Origin of the sequence: Pseudomonas sp. NPDC088429 (assembly GCF_044753305.1) — a bacterium.
Lineage (GTDB): Bacteria > Pseudomonadota > Gammaproteobacteria > Pseudomonadales > Pseudomonadaceae > Aquipseudomonas > Aquipseudomonas rustica.
In genome coordinates this window covers 201193-217380 of sequence record NZ_JBIVMX010000004.1, presented here as the reverse complement: position 1 = coordinate 217380, position 16188 = coordinate 201193, and the positions used below count along the sequence as shown (strand labels likewise).

Annotated in this window: 18 protein-coding genes; 3 read left to right on the top strand and 15 right to left on the bottom strand. The window is 61.2% G+C overall.

Annotated features, from left to right (window positions below; all coding sequences use genetic code 11):
- Positions 1–404: 404 nt before the first annotated feature.
- From paaE to paaF, 11 genes are all read right to left on the bottom strand, one after another.
- Entirely contained in the window at positions 405–1481 is a 1077-nt protein-coding gene (gene paaE, locus ACIP66_RS04900) for a 1,2-phenylacetyl-CoA epoxidase subunit PaaE (RefSeq protein WP_400645933.1), read from the bottom strand.
- A 30-nt stretch (positions 1482–1511) separates the two neighbouring features.
- A complete protein-coding gene (gene paaD, locus ACIP66_RS04895) occupies positions 1512–2045 on the bottom strand; it encodes a 1,2-phenylacetyl-CoA epoxidase subunit PaaD (protein ID WP_159815308.1) in 534 nt (177 codons plus the stop codon).
- On the bottom strand, positions 2032–2793 hold the full coding sequence (gene paaC / locus ACIP66_RS04890) for a 1,2-phenylacetyl-CoA epoxidase subunit PaaC (RefSeq protein ID WP_400645930.1): 762 nt from the start codon (positions 2791–2793) through the stop codon (positions 2032–2034). The genes paaD and paaC overlap by 14 nt, the downstream gene beginning before the upstream one ends.
- 8 nt (positions 2794–2801) lie before the next feature.
- Positions 2802–3083, bottom strand: a complete 282-nt coding sequence (gene paaB / locus ACIP66_RS04885; protein ID WP_008079627.1) for a 1,2-phenylacetyl-CoA epoxidase subunit PaaB — start codon at positions 3081–3083, stop codon at positions 2802–2804.
- A 221-nt stretch (positions 3084–3304) separates the two neighbouring features.
- A complete protein-coding gene (paaA, locus tag ACIP66_RS04880) occupies positions 3305–4294 on the bottom strand; it encodes a 1,2-phenylacetyl-CoA epoxidase subunit PaaA (RefSeq protein WP_282357861.1) in 990 nt (329 codons plus the stop codon).
- Positions 4295–4562: 268 nt separating this feature from the next.
- The gene (gene paaK, locus ACIP66_RS04875; RefSeq protein ID WP_053119429.1) at positions 4563–5888 is read right to left on the bottom strand and encodes a phenylacetate--CoA ligase PaaK; all 1326 of its coding nucleotides are present in this window, start codon (positions 5886–5888) and stop codon (positions 4563–4565) included.
- A gap of 99 nt (positions 5889–5987) precedes the next feature.
- Positions 5988–7199 carry a 3-oxoadipyl-CoA thiolase gene (gene pcaF, locus ACIP66_RS04870; protein ID WP_400645926.1) on the bottom strand — a complete coding sequence of 404 codons (1212 nt, stop codon included), beginning with the start codon at positions 7197–7199 and terminating at the stop codon, positions 5988–5990.
- A complete protein-coding gene (paaI, locus tag ACIP66_RS04865; RefSeq protein WP_053119433.1) occupies positions 7192–7641 on the bottom strand; it encodes a hydroxyphenylacetyl-CoA thioesterase PaaI in 450 nt (149 codons plus the stop codon). The genes pcaF and paaI overlap by 8 nt, the downstream gene beginning before the upstream one ends.
- Positions 7628–9142 (bottom strand): 3-hydroxyacyl-CoA dehydrogenase PaaH, encoded by a 1515-nt coding sequence (gene paaH / locus ACIP66_RS04860; RefSeq protein ID WP_400645923.1) that lies wholly within the window; start codon positions 9140–9142, stop codon positions 7628–7630. The genes paaI and paaH overlap by 14 nt, the downstream gene beginning before the upstream one ends.
- Before the next feature lie 2 nt (positions 9143–9144).
- The gene (gene paaG, locus ACIP66_RS04855) at positions 9145–9936 is read right to left on the bottom strand and encodes a 2-(1,2-epoxy-1,2-dihydrophenyl)acetyl-CoA isomerase PaaG (protein ID WP_008079634.1); all 792 of its coding nucleotides are present in this window, start codon (positions 9934–9936) and stop codon (positions 9145–9147) included.
- 33 nt (positions 9937–9969) lie between these two features.
- Complete coding sequence (gene paaF / locus ACIP66_RS04850) at positions 9970–10740, bottom strand: 2,3-dehydroadipyl-CoA hydratase PaaF (protein ID WP_159815303.1); 771 nt, start codon at positions 10738–10740, stop codon at positions 9970–9972.
- Between the two features lie 370 nt (positions 10741–11110).
- Here paaF and paaY point away from each other — a divergent pair, with 370 nt between their 5' ends.
- The 3 genes from paaY to feaR all read left to right on the top strand — a co-directional run bounded on the left by paaY (position 11111) and on the right by feaR (position 13817).
- The gene (gene paaY / locus ACIP66_RS04845) at positions 11111–11710 is read left to right on the top strand and encodes a phenylacetic acid degradation protein PaaY (protein ID WP_212545869.1); all 600 of its coding nucleotides are present in this window, start codon (positions 11111–11113) and stop codon (positions 11708–11710) included.
- Between the two features lie 184 nt (positions 11711–11894).
- Positions 11895–12818: a phenylacetic acid degradation operon negative regulatory protein PaaX gene (paaX, locus tag ACIP66_RS04840; RefSeq protein ID WP_008079637.1), complete on the top strand. Its 924-nt coding sequence runs from the start codon at positions 11895–11897 to the stop codon at positions 12816–12818.
- An 84-nt stretch (positions 12819–12902) separates the two neighbouring features.
- Complete coding sequence (feaR, locus tag ACIP66_RS04835; protein ID WP_400645917.1) at positions 12903–13817, top strand: transcriptional regulator FeaR; 915 nt, start codon at positions 12903–12905, stop codon at positions 13815–13817.
- A gap of 3 nt (positions 13818–13820) precedes the next feature.
- Here the strand turns inward: feaR and ACIP66_RS04830 are convergent, their stop codons facing one another.
- From ACIP66_RS04830 to ACIP66_RS04815, 4 genes are all read right to left on the bottom strand, one after another.
- Complete coding sequence (locus ACIP66_RS04830) at positions 13821–14342, bottom strand: cytochrome C (RefSeq protein ID WP_282357852.1); 522 nt, start codon at positions 14340–14342, stop codon at positions 13821–13823.
- 133 nt (positions 14343–14475) lie between these two features.
- Complete coding sequence (locus tag ACIP66_RS04825) at positions 14476–14997, bottom strand: methylamine dehydrogenase light chain (RefSeq protein ID WP_008079640.1); 522 nt, start codon at positions 14995–14997, stop codon at positions 14476–14478.
- 14 nt (positions 14998–15011) lie between these two features.
- Positions 15012–15638: a methylamine dehydrogenase accessory protein MauD gene (gene mauD / locus ACIP66_RS04820; protein WP_053119452.1), complete on the bottom strand. Its 627-nt coding sequence runs from the start codon at positions 15636–15638 to the stop codon at positions 15012–15014.
- Positions 15639–15641: 3 nt separating this feature from the next.
- The gene (locus ACIP66_RS04815; RefSeq protein WP_400645912.1) at positions 15642–16181 is read right to left on the bottom strand and encodes a MauE/DoxX family redox-associated membrane protein; all 540 of its coding nucleotides are present in this window, start codon (positions 16179–16181) and stop codon (positions 15642–15644) included.
- Positions 16182–16188 lie beyond the last annotated feature (7 nt).

Sequence of the window (16188 nt, the reverse complement as noted above, 5' to 3'; positions counted from 1 at the left end):
GCCTGGCTCATTGAGCACCACCATTCCCCTGTAGGAGTGAGCCTGCTCGCGAAAGCGGTGTGTCAGGCAACTTCAGTGTTGAATTTGATGACGCCTTCGCGAGCAGGCTCACTCCCACATGGTTTTGTGTTGATGCCTGGTTCATTGAGCACCACCATTCCCCTGTGGGAGCGAGCCTGCTCGCGAAAGCGGTGTGTCAGGCAACTTCAGTGTTGAATTTGATGACGCCTTCGCGAGCAAGCCCGCTCCCACATGGTTTTGTGTTGATGCCTGGCGCTGTGAGCACCGCCATCCTCTGTGGGAGCGAGCCTGCTCGCGAAAGCGGTGTGTCAGGCGACTTCATGTTGAATTTGATGACCCCTTCGCGAGCAGGCTCGCTCCTACAGGGGATGGGTGTGAATCCTTTAGAACTGGTCGAAATCGAGGACGACTTTGTCGCTCACTGGGTACGCCTGGCACGACAGCACATAGCCCGCCGCGACTTCGTAATCTTCCAGCGCATGGTTGCTGTCCATGTCGACTTCGCCTTCGATGACTTTGCACTTGCAGGTCGAGCACACGCCGGCCTTGCACGAGTACGGCAGCTCCAGGCCTTGCGCGTTGCCGGCATCGAGCAGGCTCTGGCTGTTGCGTGGCAGTTCGAACGCCACAGCGCGGCCGTCGCTGATCACGGTGATCTGGCTGACCCCGGCGTCGAGCATCTGCGCGGCGTCGCGGGCTTCGCGTTTGTGCTGGCTGCCGGCCGCGGCGAACAGTTCGAAGTGAATGCGCTCGGCGCCCATGCCTTTGGCCTTGAGGCTGTCGCGCACGGTTTCGGTCATCTCCTGCGGGCCACAGATAAACGCTGCGTCGAGGGCTTTGACGTCGAGCCAGCGGCTGAACAGTTGCTCGCATTTCTGCGCGTCGATGCGACCGTTGTAGAGGTCAACGTCCTGTTGCTCACGGCTGAACACGAAGATCAGATTCAGACGTTGCAGGTAACGGTTTTTCAGGTCTTCCAGCTGTTCACGGAACAACGCACCGGAGCTGGAACGGTTGCCGTACAGCAACGTGACGCGGCTGTGCGGTTCGTTCTCCAGCGTGGTTTTGATGATCGACAGAATCGGCGTGATACCCGAACCCGCTGCCACGGCGAGATAATTACCGTGCCGCGCCGGATCCAGATCAACATGAAAATGCCCGGCCGGAGGCATCACTTCCAGCGTGTGCCCAGCCTGCAATTGCTCATTGGCAAACGCCGAGAACCGCCCGCCGGCCACGCGTTTGATCGCAATGCGCAGTTCGCCGTCATTCACCCCGGTGCAGATCGAATACGAGCGGCGCACTTCTTCGCCGTCCATCTGCGTGCGCATCACCAGGTGCTGGCCTTGGGTGAACTGAAAACTGTCCTGCAGGTGCTGCGGAATGTCGAAGGCGATGGACACGGCGTCGCGGGTTTCGCTGCGCACGTCCTTGATGGTCAGGCTGTGAAATTTGCTCATTATTGTTCTCCCGACACGGCGCTGTGCCGTTCAGATGCACTTGAAATAGTCGAAGGGCTCGCGGCAATCGCAGCAGCGGTACAAGGCTTTACACGCGGTCGAACCGAACTCGCTGAGCACTTCGGTGTGGGCGCTGCCGCACTGCGGGCAGAGCACCGTCGGGCTCTCGCCGAGCAGCGTGCGTTTGCTTGCGCTGCCATCGGGCGGGGCGATGCCGTAAGCGCGCAGGCGTTCGCGGCCATCGGCGGTGATCCAGTCGGTCGACCATGCCGGGGTCAATTTGCGCTCCAGTTTCGGCGCATTGAATCCGGCCTGTTCCAGCGCGGTGCGGATGTCATCCTCGATCACTTCGGTGGCCGGGCAACCGGAGTAGGTCGGCGTGACCACCACGTGCAGATGCCCGGCCTGCCAGTCGAGATCGCGGACGATGCCCAGATCGACCACGCTGACCACCGGCACCTCCGGATCCATGACTTCGGCGAGGGTCGCCCAGGCCTTGTCCAGATCACCGAGCAGCGCCGGCCGGGCGCCGCGATCGCTGGTGATCAACTCACCAGGTTGCATCGGGATACGCTCGGGGCAGGAACTGCATTTCTGCGAGCAAAATGCCCAGGTGTTCGCTGTGCAGACCGCGACGGGCATTCAGATAGAAGTAGCTCGGCGCTGCCGGGACGGGCAGGGTGGCGCGGGCGAATACCTCGTTAACCGTGGCTTGCCATTGCGCAGCGACGCTGGCGATGTCCGGGGAAATACCGGCCGCGCACAGACGTTGTTCGCTGTCGTCAGCGGCGATCAGTTCGACGGTAAAACGCCAGACTTCCGGAATCGCCGCGAGCATGCGCCGATGGCTTTCTTCGGTGCCGTCGCCCAAGCGTTCGATCCACTCGCCGGAGCGGCGCAGGTGATAGGTGACTTCCTTGACCGCTTTGGCGGCGATCCCGGCAATGCGTTCGTCGCTCGACTGGCTCAGGCCCTGCAACACCGGCAGGTGCCAGGCGTCGTAGAGGAATTGCTTGAGCATGGTCACGGCGTAATCGCCATTCGGTTGCTCGACCAGCAGCAGATTGCGGTAGGCGCGCTCGTCGCGGCGGAAGGCCAGATCATCGGCATCGCGGCCGTCATCCAGCAACTCGGCAGCGTATTCCAGCCAGTGCCGCGCCTGGCCGACGAGGTCGAGGCCGACGTTCATCAGCGCCAGTTCTTCTTCCAGCGCCGGCGCCTTGCCGCACCATTGGCACAGACGCTGGCCCTGAATCAGGGCGCTGTCACCGAGGCGCAGCAGGTATTCGATCAGATCGGTTTTATCGTTCATGGTCGACCTCACATGTGCCCGACTTCGGCCGGCAGTTCGTAGAAACTGGCGTGGCGATAAACTTTGTCGTCAGCCGGATCGAACAGCGGATCCTTTTCATCCGGCGACGAGGCGGTGATCAGCGCCGAAGGCACCACCCACAGGCTCACACCCTCGCTGCGACGGGTGTAGAGCTCGCGGGCGTTTTCGATGGCCATGGTGGTGTCGGCGGCATGCACGCTGCCGACGTGTTTGTGATTGAGGCCGTGCTTGCTGCGCACGAAAACTTCGAAAAGGGTCCATTGGGACATGTCATTCACTCCACATCAGTGCTTTGGAACTGGTCGGGGCGAAGATCAAAAGATCGCAGCCTCCGGCAGCTCCTACATGGGATTGCGGGCTCCTGTAGGAGCTGGCGCAGCCTGCGATCTTTTGATCTTTTGGCGGCATCGAAACCGCTAAAGATCAAAAGACCAGGATCAAAAGATCGCAGCCTTCGGCAGCTCCTACAGGTGGATAGTCGTGCCTTGGGTCAGGCGGCGTTTTTGTTGTTTTTTTTACGGGCATGAGCGACGGCGGCTTCGCGTACCCAGGCGCCGTCTTCAATGGCTTTGCGGCGGGTGGCGACGCGTTCCTGATTGCACGGGCCGTTGCCCTTGAGCACTTCGTAGAACTCGTTCCACTGGATTTCGCCAAAGTCGTAGTGGCCGCGCTCGGCGTTCCACTTCAAGTCAGGATCGGGGCAGGTGCAGCCGAGCAGTTCGAGCTGCGGGATGGTCTGGTCGATAAAGCGCTGGCGCAGTTCGTCATTGCTCTGGCGTTTGATCTTCCAGGCCATCGATTGCGCACTGTTCGGCGAGTGCTCATCGCTCGGGCCGAACATCATCAGCGACGGCCACCACAGGCGATTGATCGCGTCCTGCACCATGTCTTTTTGCGCCTGAGTGCCGTGACGCATCATGGTCAGGAGAATTTCGTAGCCCTGGCGCTGATGGAAACTCTCTTCCTTGCAGATGCGCACCATGGCCCGCGAGTAAGGGCCGTACGAAGTGCGCTGCAGCACCACCTGATTGACGATCGCGGCGCCGTCGACCAGCCAGCCCACCGCGCCCATGTCGGCCCAGTTCAGCGTCGGGTAATTGAAGATGCTCGAATACTTGGCTTTGCCGCTGTGCAGCTTGGCGATCTCTTCATCGCGGTCGGCGCCGAGGGTTTCCATCGCGCTGTAGAGGTACAGCCCGTGGCCAGCCTCGTCCTGAATCTTCGCCATCAATTGCAATTTGCGCTTGAGTGACGGTGCGCGAGTCACCCAGTTGCCTTCCGGAAGCATGCCGACGATTTCGGAGTGGGCGTGCTGGGAGATCTGCCGGATCAGCGTCTGGCGATACGCATCGGGCATCCAGTTCTTCGCTTCGATCTTGATTTCTGAATCGATTTTTTCCTGGAAGGCGCGTTCCTCTTCGGACATCTCCGAAAGGTCTTTGATGCGTTTGACGCCGGTTTCTACAAGCTGTGCGTACATTATTGTTCTCCTGCCTCAGGTTTTTCGAAGGCATGTTCGAGGGCATGGATAACTTTATAAGTGATACGGAAATTAATATCAAACACAAAATAACGTGTCGTATGTTTTTTCTGTATCGCTTCGGATGAATGGTGAGCGGTGCCCCGCATTTGCAAAGCGGAAAAACGCGCACGGCGATGCTCGGCAGAGCATCGCCGTGGTTTTGCAGGGGGAGGGAGGGATTGCAGCGAGCAGCGAAGGCCTTGCACCTTCGCCGCTGTTATTGCTTTTAAGCTTTCACGCGTTTGTCGATCACATGGCAAGCCTTGCCTTCCGAGCGTTTGATCGAAAACGGCGGCTGCAGCAGCACCCGTGAACTGATACCGATGTAGGTTTTGATGTGCTTGCTCAGCTCGCCGCACAGGGCTTTCTGCTGTTCATCACTCAAGCCTTGATGCTCGGCCTTCAGCTCGACGTGGACATCGACGCTGTCGAGATTGCCGTTGCGATACAGGTGAATCTCGTATGACTCCGACAGCTGTTTGACTTTCAGCACCTGCTCTTCGACCTGGGTCGGGAACACGTTGACGCCACGGATGATCAGCATGTCGTCGCTGCGGCCGGTGATCTTGTCGATACGGCGCATCGGGCGTGCGGTGCCCGGCAGCAGGCGAGTAAGGTCGCGGGTGCGGTAGCGGATCATCGGCAGGGCTTCTTTGCTCAGCGAGGTGAACACCAGTTCGCCCATCTGTCCGTCCGGCAGCACTTCGCCGGTGATCGGGTCGATGATTTCCGGGTAGAAATGGTCTTCCCAGATCGTTGGGCCGTCACGGCTTTCCGCGCATTCCATGGCCACGCCCGGGCCCATGATTTCCGACAAGCCATAGATGTCGAGCGCAGTGATGCCCAAGCGTGCCTCGATGGCGCTGCGCAGTTCGGCAGTCCACGGCTCGGCGCCGAAGATGCCCAGGCGCAGGGCCAGTTTGTGCGGGTCGATGCCCTGACGTTCGATCTCGTCGGCGATGTTGAGCATGTACGACGGCGTGACCATGATGATGTCGGGCTGGAAATCCTTGATCAGCTGCACTTGTTTTTCGGTCTGGCCGCCGGACATCGGGATCACTGTGCAACCGAGGCGTTCGGCACCGTAATGCGCGCCGAGGCCGCCGGTAAACAGGCCGTAACCGTAAGAGATGTGCACCTTGTCACCGCGGCGGCCGCCGCCGGCACGAATCGAACGGGCAACGATGTTGGCCCAGGTGTCGATGTCGTTCTGCGTGTAACCGACCACGGTCGGTTTGCCGGTGGTGCCGCTGGACGCGTGCAGGCGCACGACGTCATGCATTGGCACGGCAAACATGCCGTAGGGGTAGTTGTCGCGCAGGTCGGATTTGGTGGTGAACGGAAATTTCGCCAGATCGTCCAGCGAGCGAATGTCGTCCGGGTGCACACCCAGCGCATCGAAGCGTTGACGGTACAGCGGCACATTGTTGTAGGCGTGGTTGAGGCTCCAGCGCAGGCGCTCGAGTTGATGCTGACGCAACTGGTCGACGCTGGCGGTTTCCAGCGGATCCAGTTCTGGGTTGAGCACGGCTTGGGCAATTGGCATGTTCATGACTTCACTCGAATTATTTTTGTGTTTCCGCCCCGGTGGCGCAGGGCTCTGAGTGCATGCCCCAAGGATACCTGTCGGCACCTCGGGAATCGCGGTTCTTTAGTCGGATAAACGCTCGATCACCAGCGCGATGCCTTGACCGACACCGATGCACATGGTGCACAGCGCATAGCGGCCCTGACGCTCTTCCAATTCCTGCAGGGCGGTGGTGACCAGTCGCGCGCCGCTCATCCCCAGCGGATGGCCGAGGGCAATGGCGCCGCCGTTCGGGTTGACGCGTGGGTCGTCATCGCCGAGACCGAGTTCACGCAGCACCGCCAGGCCTTGCGCGGCGAAGGCTTCGTTGAGTTCGATGACGTCCATGTCGGCGAGGCTGAGGTTGGCCAGTTCCAGCACCTTGCGCGTGGCCGGCACCGGGCCGATGCCCATGATCCGTGGCTCGACGCCAGCGGTGGCCATCGCCACGACCCGGCCGCGAGCCTTCAAACCGTAACGCTGTGCGGTTTGCGCATTGGCCAGCAGCAAGGCGCAGGCGCCGTCATTCACGCCCGAAGCATTGCCGGCGGTGATGCTGCCGCCCTCGCGGAAGGGTGTGCCGAGTTTCTGCAGTTGCTCCAGCGTGGTGTCGGCGCGCGGGTGTTCGTCATGCTCGACGACTTTGGCCGGGCCTTTGCGCTGGGGGATTTCCACGGCAACAATTTCTTTCGCCAAGCGTCCGCTGGCCTGCGCGGCCGAGGCGCGTTGCTGGCTGCGCAGGGCGAAGGCGTCCTGGTCGGCGCGGGAAATGTTGAACTGTGCGGCGACGTTTTCTGCGGTCTCGGGCATCGAATCAATGCCGAAGGTTTTCTTCATCAGCGGATTGACGAAACGCCAGCCGATGGTGGTGTCGTGCATCTCTGAGGAACGGGAAAACGCCGTTTCAGCCTTGCCCATCACCAGCGGCGCCCGCGACATCGATTCGACGCCGCCGACCAGCATCAGCCCGGCCTCACCGCTGCGAATCGCCCGTGCGGCAGTGCCGATCGCATCCAGTCCCGAGCCGCACAAGCGGTTGAGCGTGGTGCCCGGCACGCTGACCGGCAGCCCGGCCAACAGCGCCGACATGCGCGCGACGTTGCGGTTGTCTTCACCGGCCTGATTGGCGCAGCCGTAGATCACGTCGTCGACCTGGCTCCAGTCGACTTGCGGGTGGCGGCGCAACAGTTCACGCAGCGGCACGGCGCCGAGGTCGTCGGCGCGCACGCTGCTCAAGGCTCCGGCGTAGCGGCCGATCGGGGTGCGCACGGCGTCGATGATCAGAGCGTCATTCATGGGGAGTCTCCGGCGTCAGCACGGTGCCGCGCACTTTGTAGGATTTGCCGTGGAACAGGGCGATCAACTGGCCCTGCTGGTTTTCAATGCGCACGTCGTAGTTGCCAGTGCGGCCCGAGCGCGATTGCTCGGTGCAGCGTGCGGTGAGCGTGTCGCCCAACTGCGCGGGCGCGATGTAATCGATGCTGCAACCGATAGCCACGGTGGCGTCGTTGTAACTGTTGCAGGCAAAGGCAAACGCCGAGTCGGCGAGGGCGAAGAGGAAACCGCCGTGACAGGTGCCGTGGCCCTGAATCATGTCGGCGCGCACGCCCATGCCCAAGGTACAGCTGCCGGGCGCGGCGCTGATCAGGCGGATGCCCAAGCCTTGGGTGGCGGCATCGCGGTCAAACATGGTTTGCGCGCAACGGCTGGCGAGGCTCATGGCTTCAAGGCTGGTCATGGAATGTGCTCCCTTCGGCGACTTTGCGGCGCAACAGCAGCGATGGCCGATAGCGTTCTTCGCCGTAACTGGCTTGCAGGTGGTCGAGGACTTGGGTGATCTGCGCCAGGCCGATGCGCTCGGCCCAGGCCAATGGGCCTTGCGGATAATTGACCCCGGCGCGCATGGCCAGATCGATGTCCGCCGCCGAGGCAACGTCGTGCAGCACGGTGTCGGCGGCTTCGTTGGCGAGCATGGCAACGGTGCGCAGCACGGCCAGGCCCGGTGTGTCGCTGAGCAGGCTGACCTGCAGTCCGGCGCTTTGCAGCAGGGCGATGCCTTGTTCGCGGGCGTTAGTGCTGATGTCCGCCGAGCAACTGATGGCGATGCGTTTGGCGCTGGCGTAATCGAAAGCCAGGTCGATCAGGATCAGATTGCGCAGGCCATCTTCCTTCGCGCGTTGGCTGGCCATGCGCCCGTCGCTCAGGGCCAATACCGCGTCGCCGACCCTTAACAGGCCTTTGCCATCGCGCTTGATCACGCTGGTTTTCAGGCGTGGCAGCAAATCGTTGAGGACGCCGAGATCGCCTTCGACCACGCAGCTATCGAAGCTCGCATCGCTGCTGATCTGTTGCGGCTGCGGACGTTGCGCACCTTCGCTGTAATCGTAAAAACCACGACCGCTTTTGCGGCCGAAACGCCCGGCGTCGACCAGTTCTTTCTGGATCAGCGACGGCTGAAAACGGCTGTCGCCGTAATAGGCGTCGAACACCGAACAGGTCACTGCGTAATTCACATCGTGGCCGATCAGATCAGTGAGTTCGAAGGCGCCCATAGCGAAGCCGCCAGCCTCACGCATCAGCGCGTCGAGCGTCGCGCAATCGGCTGCGCCTTCTTGTAGCAGGCGCAGGCTTTCGGCGTAGAACGGCCGGGCCACGCGATTGACGATGAAACCCGGCGTCGAACGGGTGTGCACCGGTTGCTTGCCCCAGGCTTTGGCGGTGTCGAACAAGGTCTGGGCGAGGGCGGGATCGCTGGCCAGGCCGGAAACGATTTCCACCAGTGGCATCACCGGCGCCGGGTTGAAGAAGTGCAGCCCGAGCAGACGTTCCGGGCGTTGCAGCCCTGCAGCAATGCTGGTAATCGACAGTGAAGAAGTGTTGCTGGCGAGAATGCAGTCGTCGCCGCAAAGACTTTCCAGCTGTTTGAACAACCCGCGTTTGACTTCAAGGTTTTCGACAATCGCTTCGATGATCAACGTGCAGTCGGCCAGCGTTTCGATGGCTTCTACCGCGTGCAAGCGAGCGACGATGGCGCCGCGCTCATCCGCCGCGAGTTTGCCTTTCTCCACGCGTTTGCCGAGTTGGCGGTCGATACCGTCGATGGCTTGCGCGGCGGCGCCCGGACGATTATCCAGCAGCAACACCGAATGCCCGGCTTGCGCCGCGACTTGCGCAATGCCGGCGCCCATGGCGCCGGCACCGATCACGGCGATTTTTGCGTTGCGGTCGAGTGCGCTCATGTTCAGCGACCCTTGAACGCTGGGGTGCGTTTGTCCATGAAGGCGCTGACGCCTTCGCGGTAATCCTCGCTGCGCCCGGCCAGCCGTTGCAGGTCGCGCTCCAGCTCAAGCTGTTCATCGAAGGTGTTGCTGAGGCTGGCGTTGAGGCTGCGTTTGATCAGCGCCAGACCGTAAGTCGGTTGTGTGGCCAAGTGGCGGGCGAGGGTCAGCGCTTCGTCGCGCAATTGCGCATCGTCAACGCAGCGATAGATCAGCCCCCATTGCTCAGCCTGTTCGGCGCTCAAACGGTTGCCGAGCAAGGCCAAGGCTTTGGCGCGGGCCATGCCAACCAGTCGCGGCAACGTCCAGGTGCCGCCGGAATCCGGGATCAGGCCGATTTTGCAGAACGCTTGAATGAAGCTCGCCGAACGCGCCGCCAGCACCAGATCGCAGGCCAGCGGAATGTTCGCCCCGGCCCCGGCAGCGACGCCGTTGACCGCGCAAATCACCGGCATTGGCAGATCGCGTAACTGGCGGATCAACGGGTTGTAGAAGGTTTCGATCGACACGCCGAGATCCGGCGCTTCAGTGCCTGGCGCGACATTGCGGTCGCTGAGATCTTGACCGGCGCAGAAGCCGCGACCTTCACCGGTCAGCAGCAGCACGCGCACTTCCGGGTTCTGCCGCACCTGCTTCAGCGCTTCCTTGACCTCCAGGTGCATGGCGGTGTTGAAGCTGTTCAGTTGCTCGGGCCGGTTGAGGCTGAGCAGGGCGACGCCGGCCTCGATGGAAAACAGGATGTGTTCGAAGTTCATGGGCAAGGCTCTCCGGGAGATCGTTCGATTCGATTACTGGCCGCGAAACTGCGGCGCACGCTTGTCTTGAAAGGCGCGGATGCCTTCATCGCGGTCGGCGGTGCCGGCCAGCAAGGTGAAGGCGTGGCGCTCGAAACGCAGGCCGCTGGCCAAATCGGTGTCCATCGCCTTGAGCAGCGCTTCCTTGGCCAGACGCACGGCCAATGGCGCTTTCGCGGCGATGGCGTGGGCGATCTGCAGGGCGCGTTCGACGGTGAATTCCGGCTGGGTGATTTCGCTGACCAGGCCGGCGCGCAGGGCATGGCGGGCGTCGATGGCTTCGCCGGTGAGCACCATTTGCATCGCCAGGGATTTACCCACGGCACGCAGCAATCGCTGGGTGCCACCGGCGCCGGGCATGATCCCGAGGTTGATTTCCGGCTGACCGAAACGCGCGTCTTCACCGGCAATCAGGATGTCGGCGTGCATCGCCAATTCGCAGCCGCCGCCGAGGGCGAAGCCGTTGACGGCGGCGATCAGCGGCTTGCTGAAGCGGGTGATGGTTTGCCACGAGGCTTGGCGCGGGTCATTGAGGATGCCGACCAGATCGCGCTCGGCCATTTCCTTGATGTCGGCGCCGGCAGCGAAGGCTTTGCGGCTGCCGGTCAGCACCACGGCGCGGGTCTCGGGGTCGGCTTCGGCGGCGCTCAGTGCAGCGGCGAGTTCGCCGAGCAGTTCGGTGTTGAGGGCATTCAAGGCCTGCGGACGTTGCAGGGTGATCAGGCGCACAGCTTGCAGCTGTTCAACGGCCAGGGTTTGAGGCATGGCAAAGGCCCTCACGGAGCACGCTCGGCTAATGCCGGCTTGTTGTTGGTTCGACGTCAGGCGTCGGTTTTGCCGGAGTATAGGCTTAACGTGATACGTAAATGCAAGATTGAAATGTGATTAACGTGTCTTAAATGGAAGGTTGTGGAATTTGCTACAGCTCGTTGGTTCTTGGTTGGAGTTGAATAACTGATTGAAATAACTCAAATATTGGTAGGTTTTAAGGGATCGAGATTGTCGATGAACGGTGTTCGACAAAAGCGATACGCTTTTCTCTCTTCACTGCATCGAAATGATGTGATACAAATCAAGCCTGTTTACGCATCGCTTTGCGTATCTCACCGCACAACGTCCACCAAAGGAGCCTGCGATGACCTGTTACAGCCTTGATGGACTGACCCCGGTGGTTGACCCTTCGGCCTATGTGCATCCGTCAGCGGTGTTGATCGGCGACGTGATCATTGGCCCGCATTGTTATGTCGGGCCGCTGGCCAGTTTGCGCGGCGACTTCGGCCGCATCGTGCTGGAAGAGGGCGCTAACTTGCAGGACACCTGCGTGATGCACGGCTTTCCCGACAGCGACACGGTGGTCGAGCGCAATGGCCATATCGGCCACGGCGCGGTGTTGCACGGTTGCCGGATCGGCGCTGACGCGCTGGTCGGGATGAATGCGGTGGTGATGGATAACGCACGAATTGGCGCACGCTCGTTTGTCTCGGCGGCGGCGTTCGTCAAAGCGGGTTTTGAATGCCCGGAACAGTCATTGGTGATGGGCGCACCGGCGAGTATCAAGCGCGTATTGAGTGATCAGGAAGTGGCGTGGAAACAGGCCGGCACTCGCGAGTACCAGGCGTTGGCCCAGCGCTGCCTCACGCAGATGCAGGTGTGCGAACCGCTGAGCGAACCTGAAGCGGATCGGCCGCGGATAAGCGACAGCGGCTTGCGCCCAAAAGCATCTCAATCCCAGTGAGATCAGGTCTTTGTGTGGTTGCAGGACTTTGTGGTGAGGGGATTTATCCCCGACGGGCTGCGAAGCGGCCCCAAAAGCCGGGACTGCTGCGCAGTCCATCGGGGATAAATCCCCTCGCCACAGGGTTCACTCATAAAGGTTTTGATTCGGTATATTCCTTCCTTTTTCATTGTCCGGTACGCCCATGTCATCGCTGACACCTTTGAACCACCTCATCACCCGTTTCCAGGAGCAGACGCCCATCCGCGCCAGTTCCTTGATCATTACGCTGTACGGGGATGCCATCGAACCCCACGGCGGCACGGTGTGGCTGGGCAGTCTGATCCAGTTGCTCGAACCGATCGGCATCAACGAACGGCTGATCCGTACTTCGATTTTTCGCCTGACCAAAGAAGGCTGGCTGACCGCCGAAAAAGTCGGCCGCCGCAGCTACTACAGCCTCACCGGCACCGGGCGCCGGCGCTTCGATAAGGCCTTCAAGCGCGTGTACAGTTCAACCGTGCCGGCGTGGGACGGTTCGTGGTGCCTGGCGATGCTCACGCAATTGAGCCAGGACAAGCGCAAGCAAGTGCGCGAAGAACTCGAGTGGCAAGGTTTTGGTGCGATTTCGCCGGCCGTGCTGGCGTGCCCGCGCAGTGATCGCGCCGACGTCAACGCGACCCTGCAAGACCTCGGCGCGCTCGAAGACACCATCGTTTTCGAAACCACCGCGCAAGACGTATTGGCCTCCAAAGCCCTGCGTGCACAGGTGCGCGAGAGCTGGAACATCGAGGAACTGGCGGCGCATTACAGCGAGTTCATCCAATTGTTCCGACCGCTCTGGCAAGCACTGCGCGAGCAGGAAAACCTGCTGCCGGCCGACTGCTTCATGGCACGTCTTCTGCTTATTCATGAATACCGCAAACTGCTGCTGCGCGACCCGCAACTGCCTGACGAATTGCTCCCCGGCGATTGGGAAGGCCGTGCCGCCCGCCAGCTTTGCCGCAACATTTACCGATTGATCTACGCCAAGGCCGAAGAGTGGCTGAACACTGCGCTGGAAACCGCTGACGGGCCGTTGCCGGATGTCGGCGAGAGTTTCTATCGACGTTTTGGCGGCTTGAAATAAGCGCCACAACGAGGGAGCCGCACTGTTCAGGAAGAACGCTTGGATTGACGTAGATAATAAAAACAAGCCTGCGTGAGGCCAGACATGATTTCTTCAACTGCACAACGCCGTGACGGCTTCGATCAATGGATCCATCAGATCAACCAGATCTGTGGCGCCTTCAACGCGCAAACCCTCGGCGCCGATTTCTCCGGGCGCATTCGCGAGTACCAAAGCGGTGCGCTCAAACTGAGTTTTGTCGACGCCTGCCAGGCGCGCCTGTATCGCACGCCAACAGAAATCGCTGCCGGCGAGGGCGGTAAATATTTTGCCGTGTTCCAGCTCGAAGGCTCGGCGGGCATGGCCCAGGGCGACAACAAAGCCTTGCTCTCGGCGGGCGACATCACCCTGATCGACGCCTCGCGCCCGAGCGATTTCACCTACCACGAGAACTCGCGGCAACTGTCGCTGATCCTGCCGACGCATCTGGTCGAGAAGACCTTGCGCTTCAATCAGGTCAAGTGCGGCCACCGCATCCCGGCGAGTTCGCCGATGGCCATGCTCTCGCACCATTTGATTCTCGACGCGACGCGGCAGAAGAACCTCAGCCTGAGCGAAAGCGAAGCGACGCTGGAGGCGATTGTCAGCCTGCTGCGCCCGGCGATCAGCCACAGCGAAGATTGCAGCGATCTGCATGAACGGATCTTTCAGAAGACCTTGGCGTGCATCGACGAGCACATTCGCTGTGAAGAACTCTGTCCGGAGTGGCTGGCGCGGGAAGTCGGCATGTCGGTGCGCGGGCTGTACCGGATCTTTGCAAAAAAGGGTTTAGTGGTGGCGCGCTACATCAAGAATCGGCGACTGGATTTGTGTGCCGAATCGCTGCGCCAAGCCGGGGCTGAGCAGAAGCTCTCGGTGTTCGGTTATTCCTGGGGCTTTTCCGATTCGAGCCATTTTTCCACGGCATTCGAATCACGTTTCGGCATTGCGCCGGGGGAGTACCGCAGGCAGCACGCCTGAGGCTCAGTAGTGCATGCCGTCGTCGATGGCGATGCCTTGCGCGCGCATGGCCTTGATCAGCTCCGCGCGGGTGCCCGGCAGGTTGAGCATGGTTTCGTGGCGCAACTGCGCTATCTCGTCAGCGCTGTACGGCTGATAGTGAGCGGGTGTGCTTTTACCGGCCATGCCGTCCTCGCGAATCAGCCAGTTGAGCAGGTCGGCCAGTTGCGCGTTGTTCAGCGCTGATTGCGACATGCCCGGCACGCGCACCAGAAACTCCCGGCCACCGGGTACCTTCAGGAAGTTACCGACGAAACCGGTCAGGCGCGGCGTGTCGTTGGCGGCTGAGCCGCTACCGTCGGGCAAGTGGCAGCCGGCGCATTGCAATTGGTAATTCACGCCGACGCTGTAACCCGCCTGGGCGATGGGCGTTTGCGGCGATTCGTTACCCGGCGCATGCCGCTGATTGGGGTTGGGAATGGCCCGGGCGTAAACCGCTGGTGCGGCCAACACCAAAGCCAGCCCCATCACGAACAAATGACGCATAACAACATCCTCAAAATTCACACAAACCCTGTAGGAGCTGCCGAAGGCTGCGATCTTTTGATCTTGATCTTGAAAAGAAAAGTCAAAAGATCGCAGCCTGCGGCAGCTCCTACAGGGGTTTTTGGTGATCAAGTCAGACGGCGACGCCGCGAATAATCGAAACCGTGCAGTGGTAGATGTGCGATTTCGCCGCCAGGCACCAGTTCACGTCGTTGTTGTTGAACGGTCGATACGCCGGTTCTTCGCTGTCGTTGCGCGTACAGGCGCACTGCGCGCAGCTCTGCTTACCGCAGCAATCGTTGTACGAAATGATGTAATCCTTGCCGTCCGCCGGGTTGCGGCAGGTGCCGATCCAGGTCACTTGCGAGGCTTCGGTGCCGGGTGGGCACGAGGTCACCGAGCCGCCGCAGCAACTGCACAGAAAGCCGTCGATCGAGCAGTAGCGCCAGTAGTCGCAGCTGTTCGGATCACCGGGATCGCCGGCCTTGGGATTGTCCGCCGCCAGCGCCTTGCTGGTGCGATCCAGCGGCAACAGCAGCGGCAGTGCGGCGCCGGCGACCATCAGCGAGCCCATGCGCGCCAGCAATTTGCGTCGCGATGTGGTGTCGGCCACGCGGCGGGTCGAGCGCTCAAAGAGCAGATCCAGCAGTTTCATAAATGTCTCCCTGCTCAGTGGCTGTGGCTATGGCCGTGACCGTGGTCATGCGGCTGCGGCTGGCTGTTGAGGTATTCCTGCAGCGTGGCGCTGTGCAGGTGTTCGACCTCGAACAGGCTGTCGAGATGCTCACGGGAATTGACCAGACCTTTGGCACGCAAGGTGCCGGATTTGTCGATCAGCGCCGCGTACGGCAGCTTGCCGATCTGGTAGGTCATGCCGACTTCCGGGCCGACCACGTAGGTCATGTCATCGAGTTTGTGTTCGCGGATCAGCGCTTGTTGGGCGTCCATGTCGCCGTCGCTGATAAACACCACGTCGAGGCGATCAGCTTGTTGCTTGGCGATGGATTTGATCGCCGGCAGCAGCGATTTGCAGATCGGGCAGGTCGGCGAGAGGAAGAACAGCAACTGGTTCTTTTCCCCGGCATAACCAAAATTGACCGGACGACCATGACGATCAGCAGCGGTCACTTGCGGCGCCGCTTCGTTGACCGCCACACCCTTATCGACCATCAGCGCACCGGCCGGAGCAATGCGTCCGTGCAGCACGCCGATCTGCCGCACCAGGCCCATCACCGCGAACGCCAGCGCAATCAGCAGCACCCACAACAGCACGTTGGAAATCATCAGACCTTGCATAAATCACCTACCAATCAATTTGAGCAGAAGAGGGGAGTTGGCCAACAAACCGTCGGCGGCGGCGTAGATCAGCAGCGCAACAGCACTGGCGGCGACGGTGACAAAACCGTCGAACAAACCCAGGTCGCGAACGATCGGTGTGGTGCTCGCCAGTAACGCCAAAGCCACTAATACCGCGTTGCGCGCCAGCAGCACCGGGCGCAGTGGCTGTGCTTGATCCGGCCCGGCACAGCCGCAGTCGATGTCGCGGTGACCGCGCCACAGGTTGATGCCGATAGCCGCGGCGTACAGCGCGATCAACACCGCTGCGCTGACCGCTGCGATCGCGCGGCTGAATGGCACCAGCAACGCAAACGCGATGAGCAACTCCAGCAGCGGAATCACTCGGCCAATCGGCCGCACCAACGCTTCAGGCAGCAACTGATAGTCCGCCAGTTGCCGGGCAAACCGCCCCGGTGCACGCAGCTTGTGCGTCGCCGCGCTGGCCAGCAGCACGGCGACGGCCAGCGCACTGGCGATGATGAAAATCGGGTCAAGGGTCATGACTGAA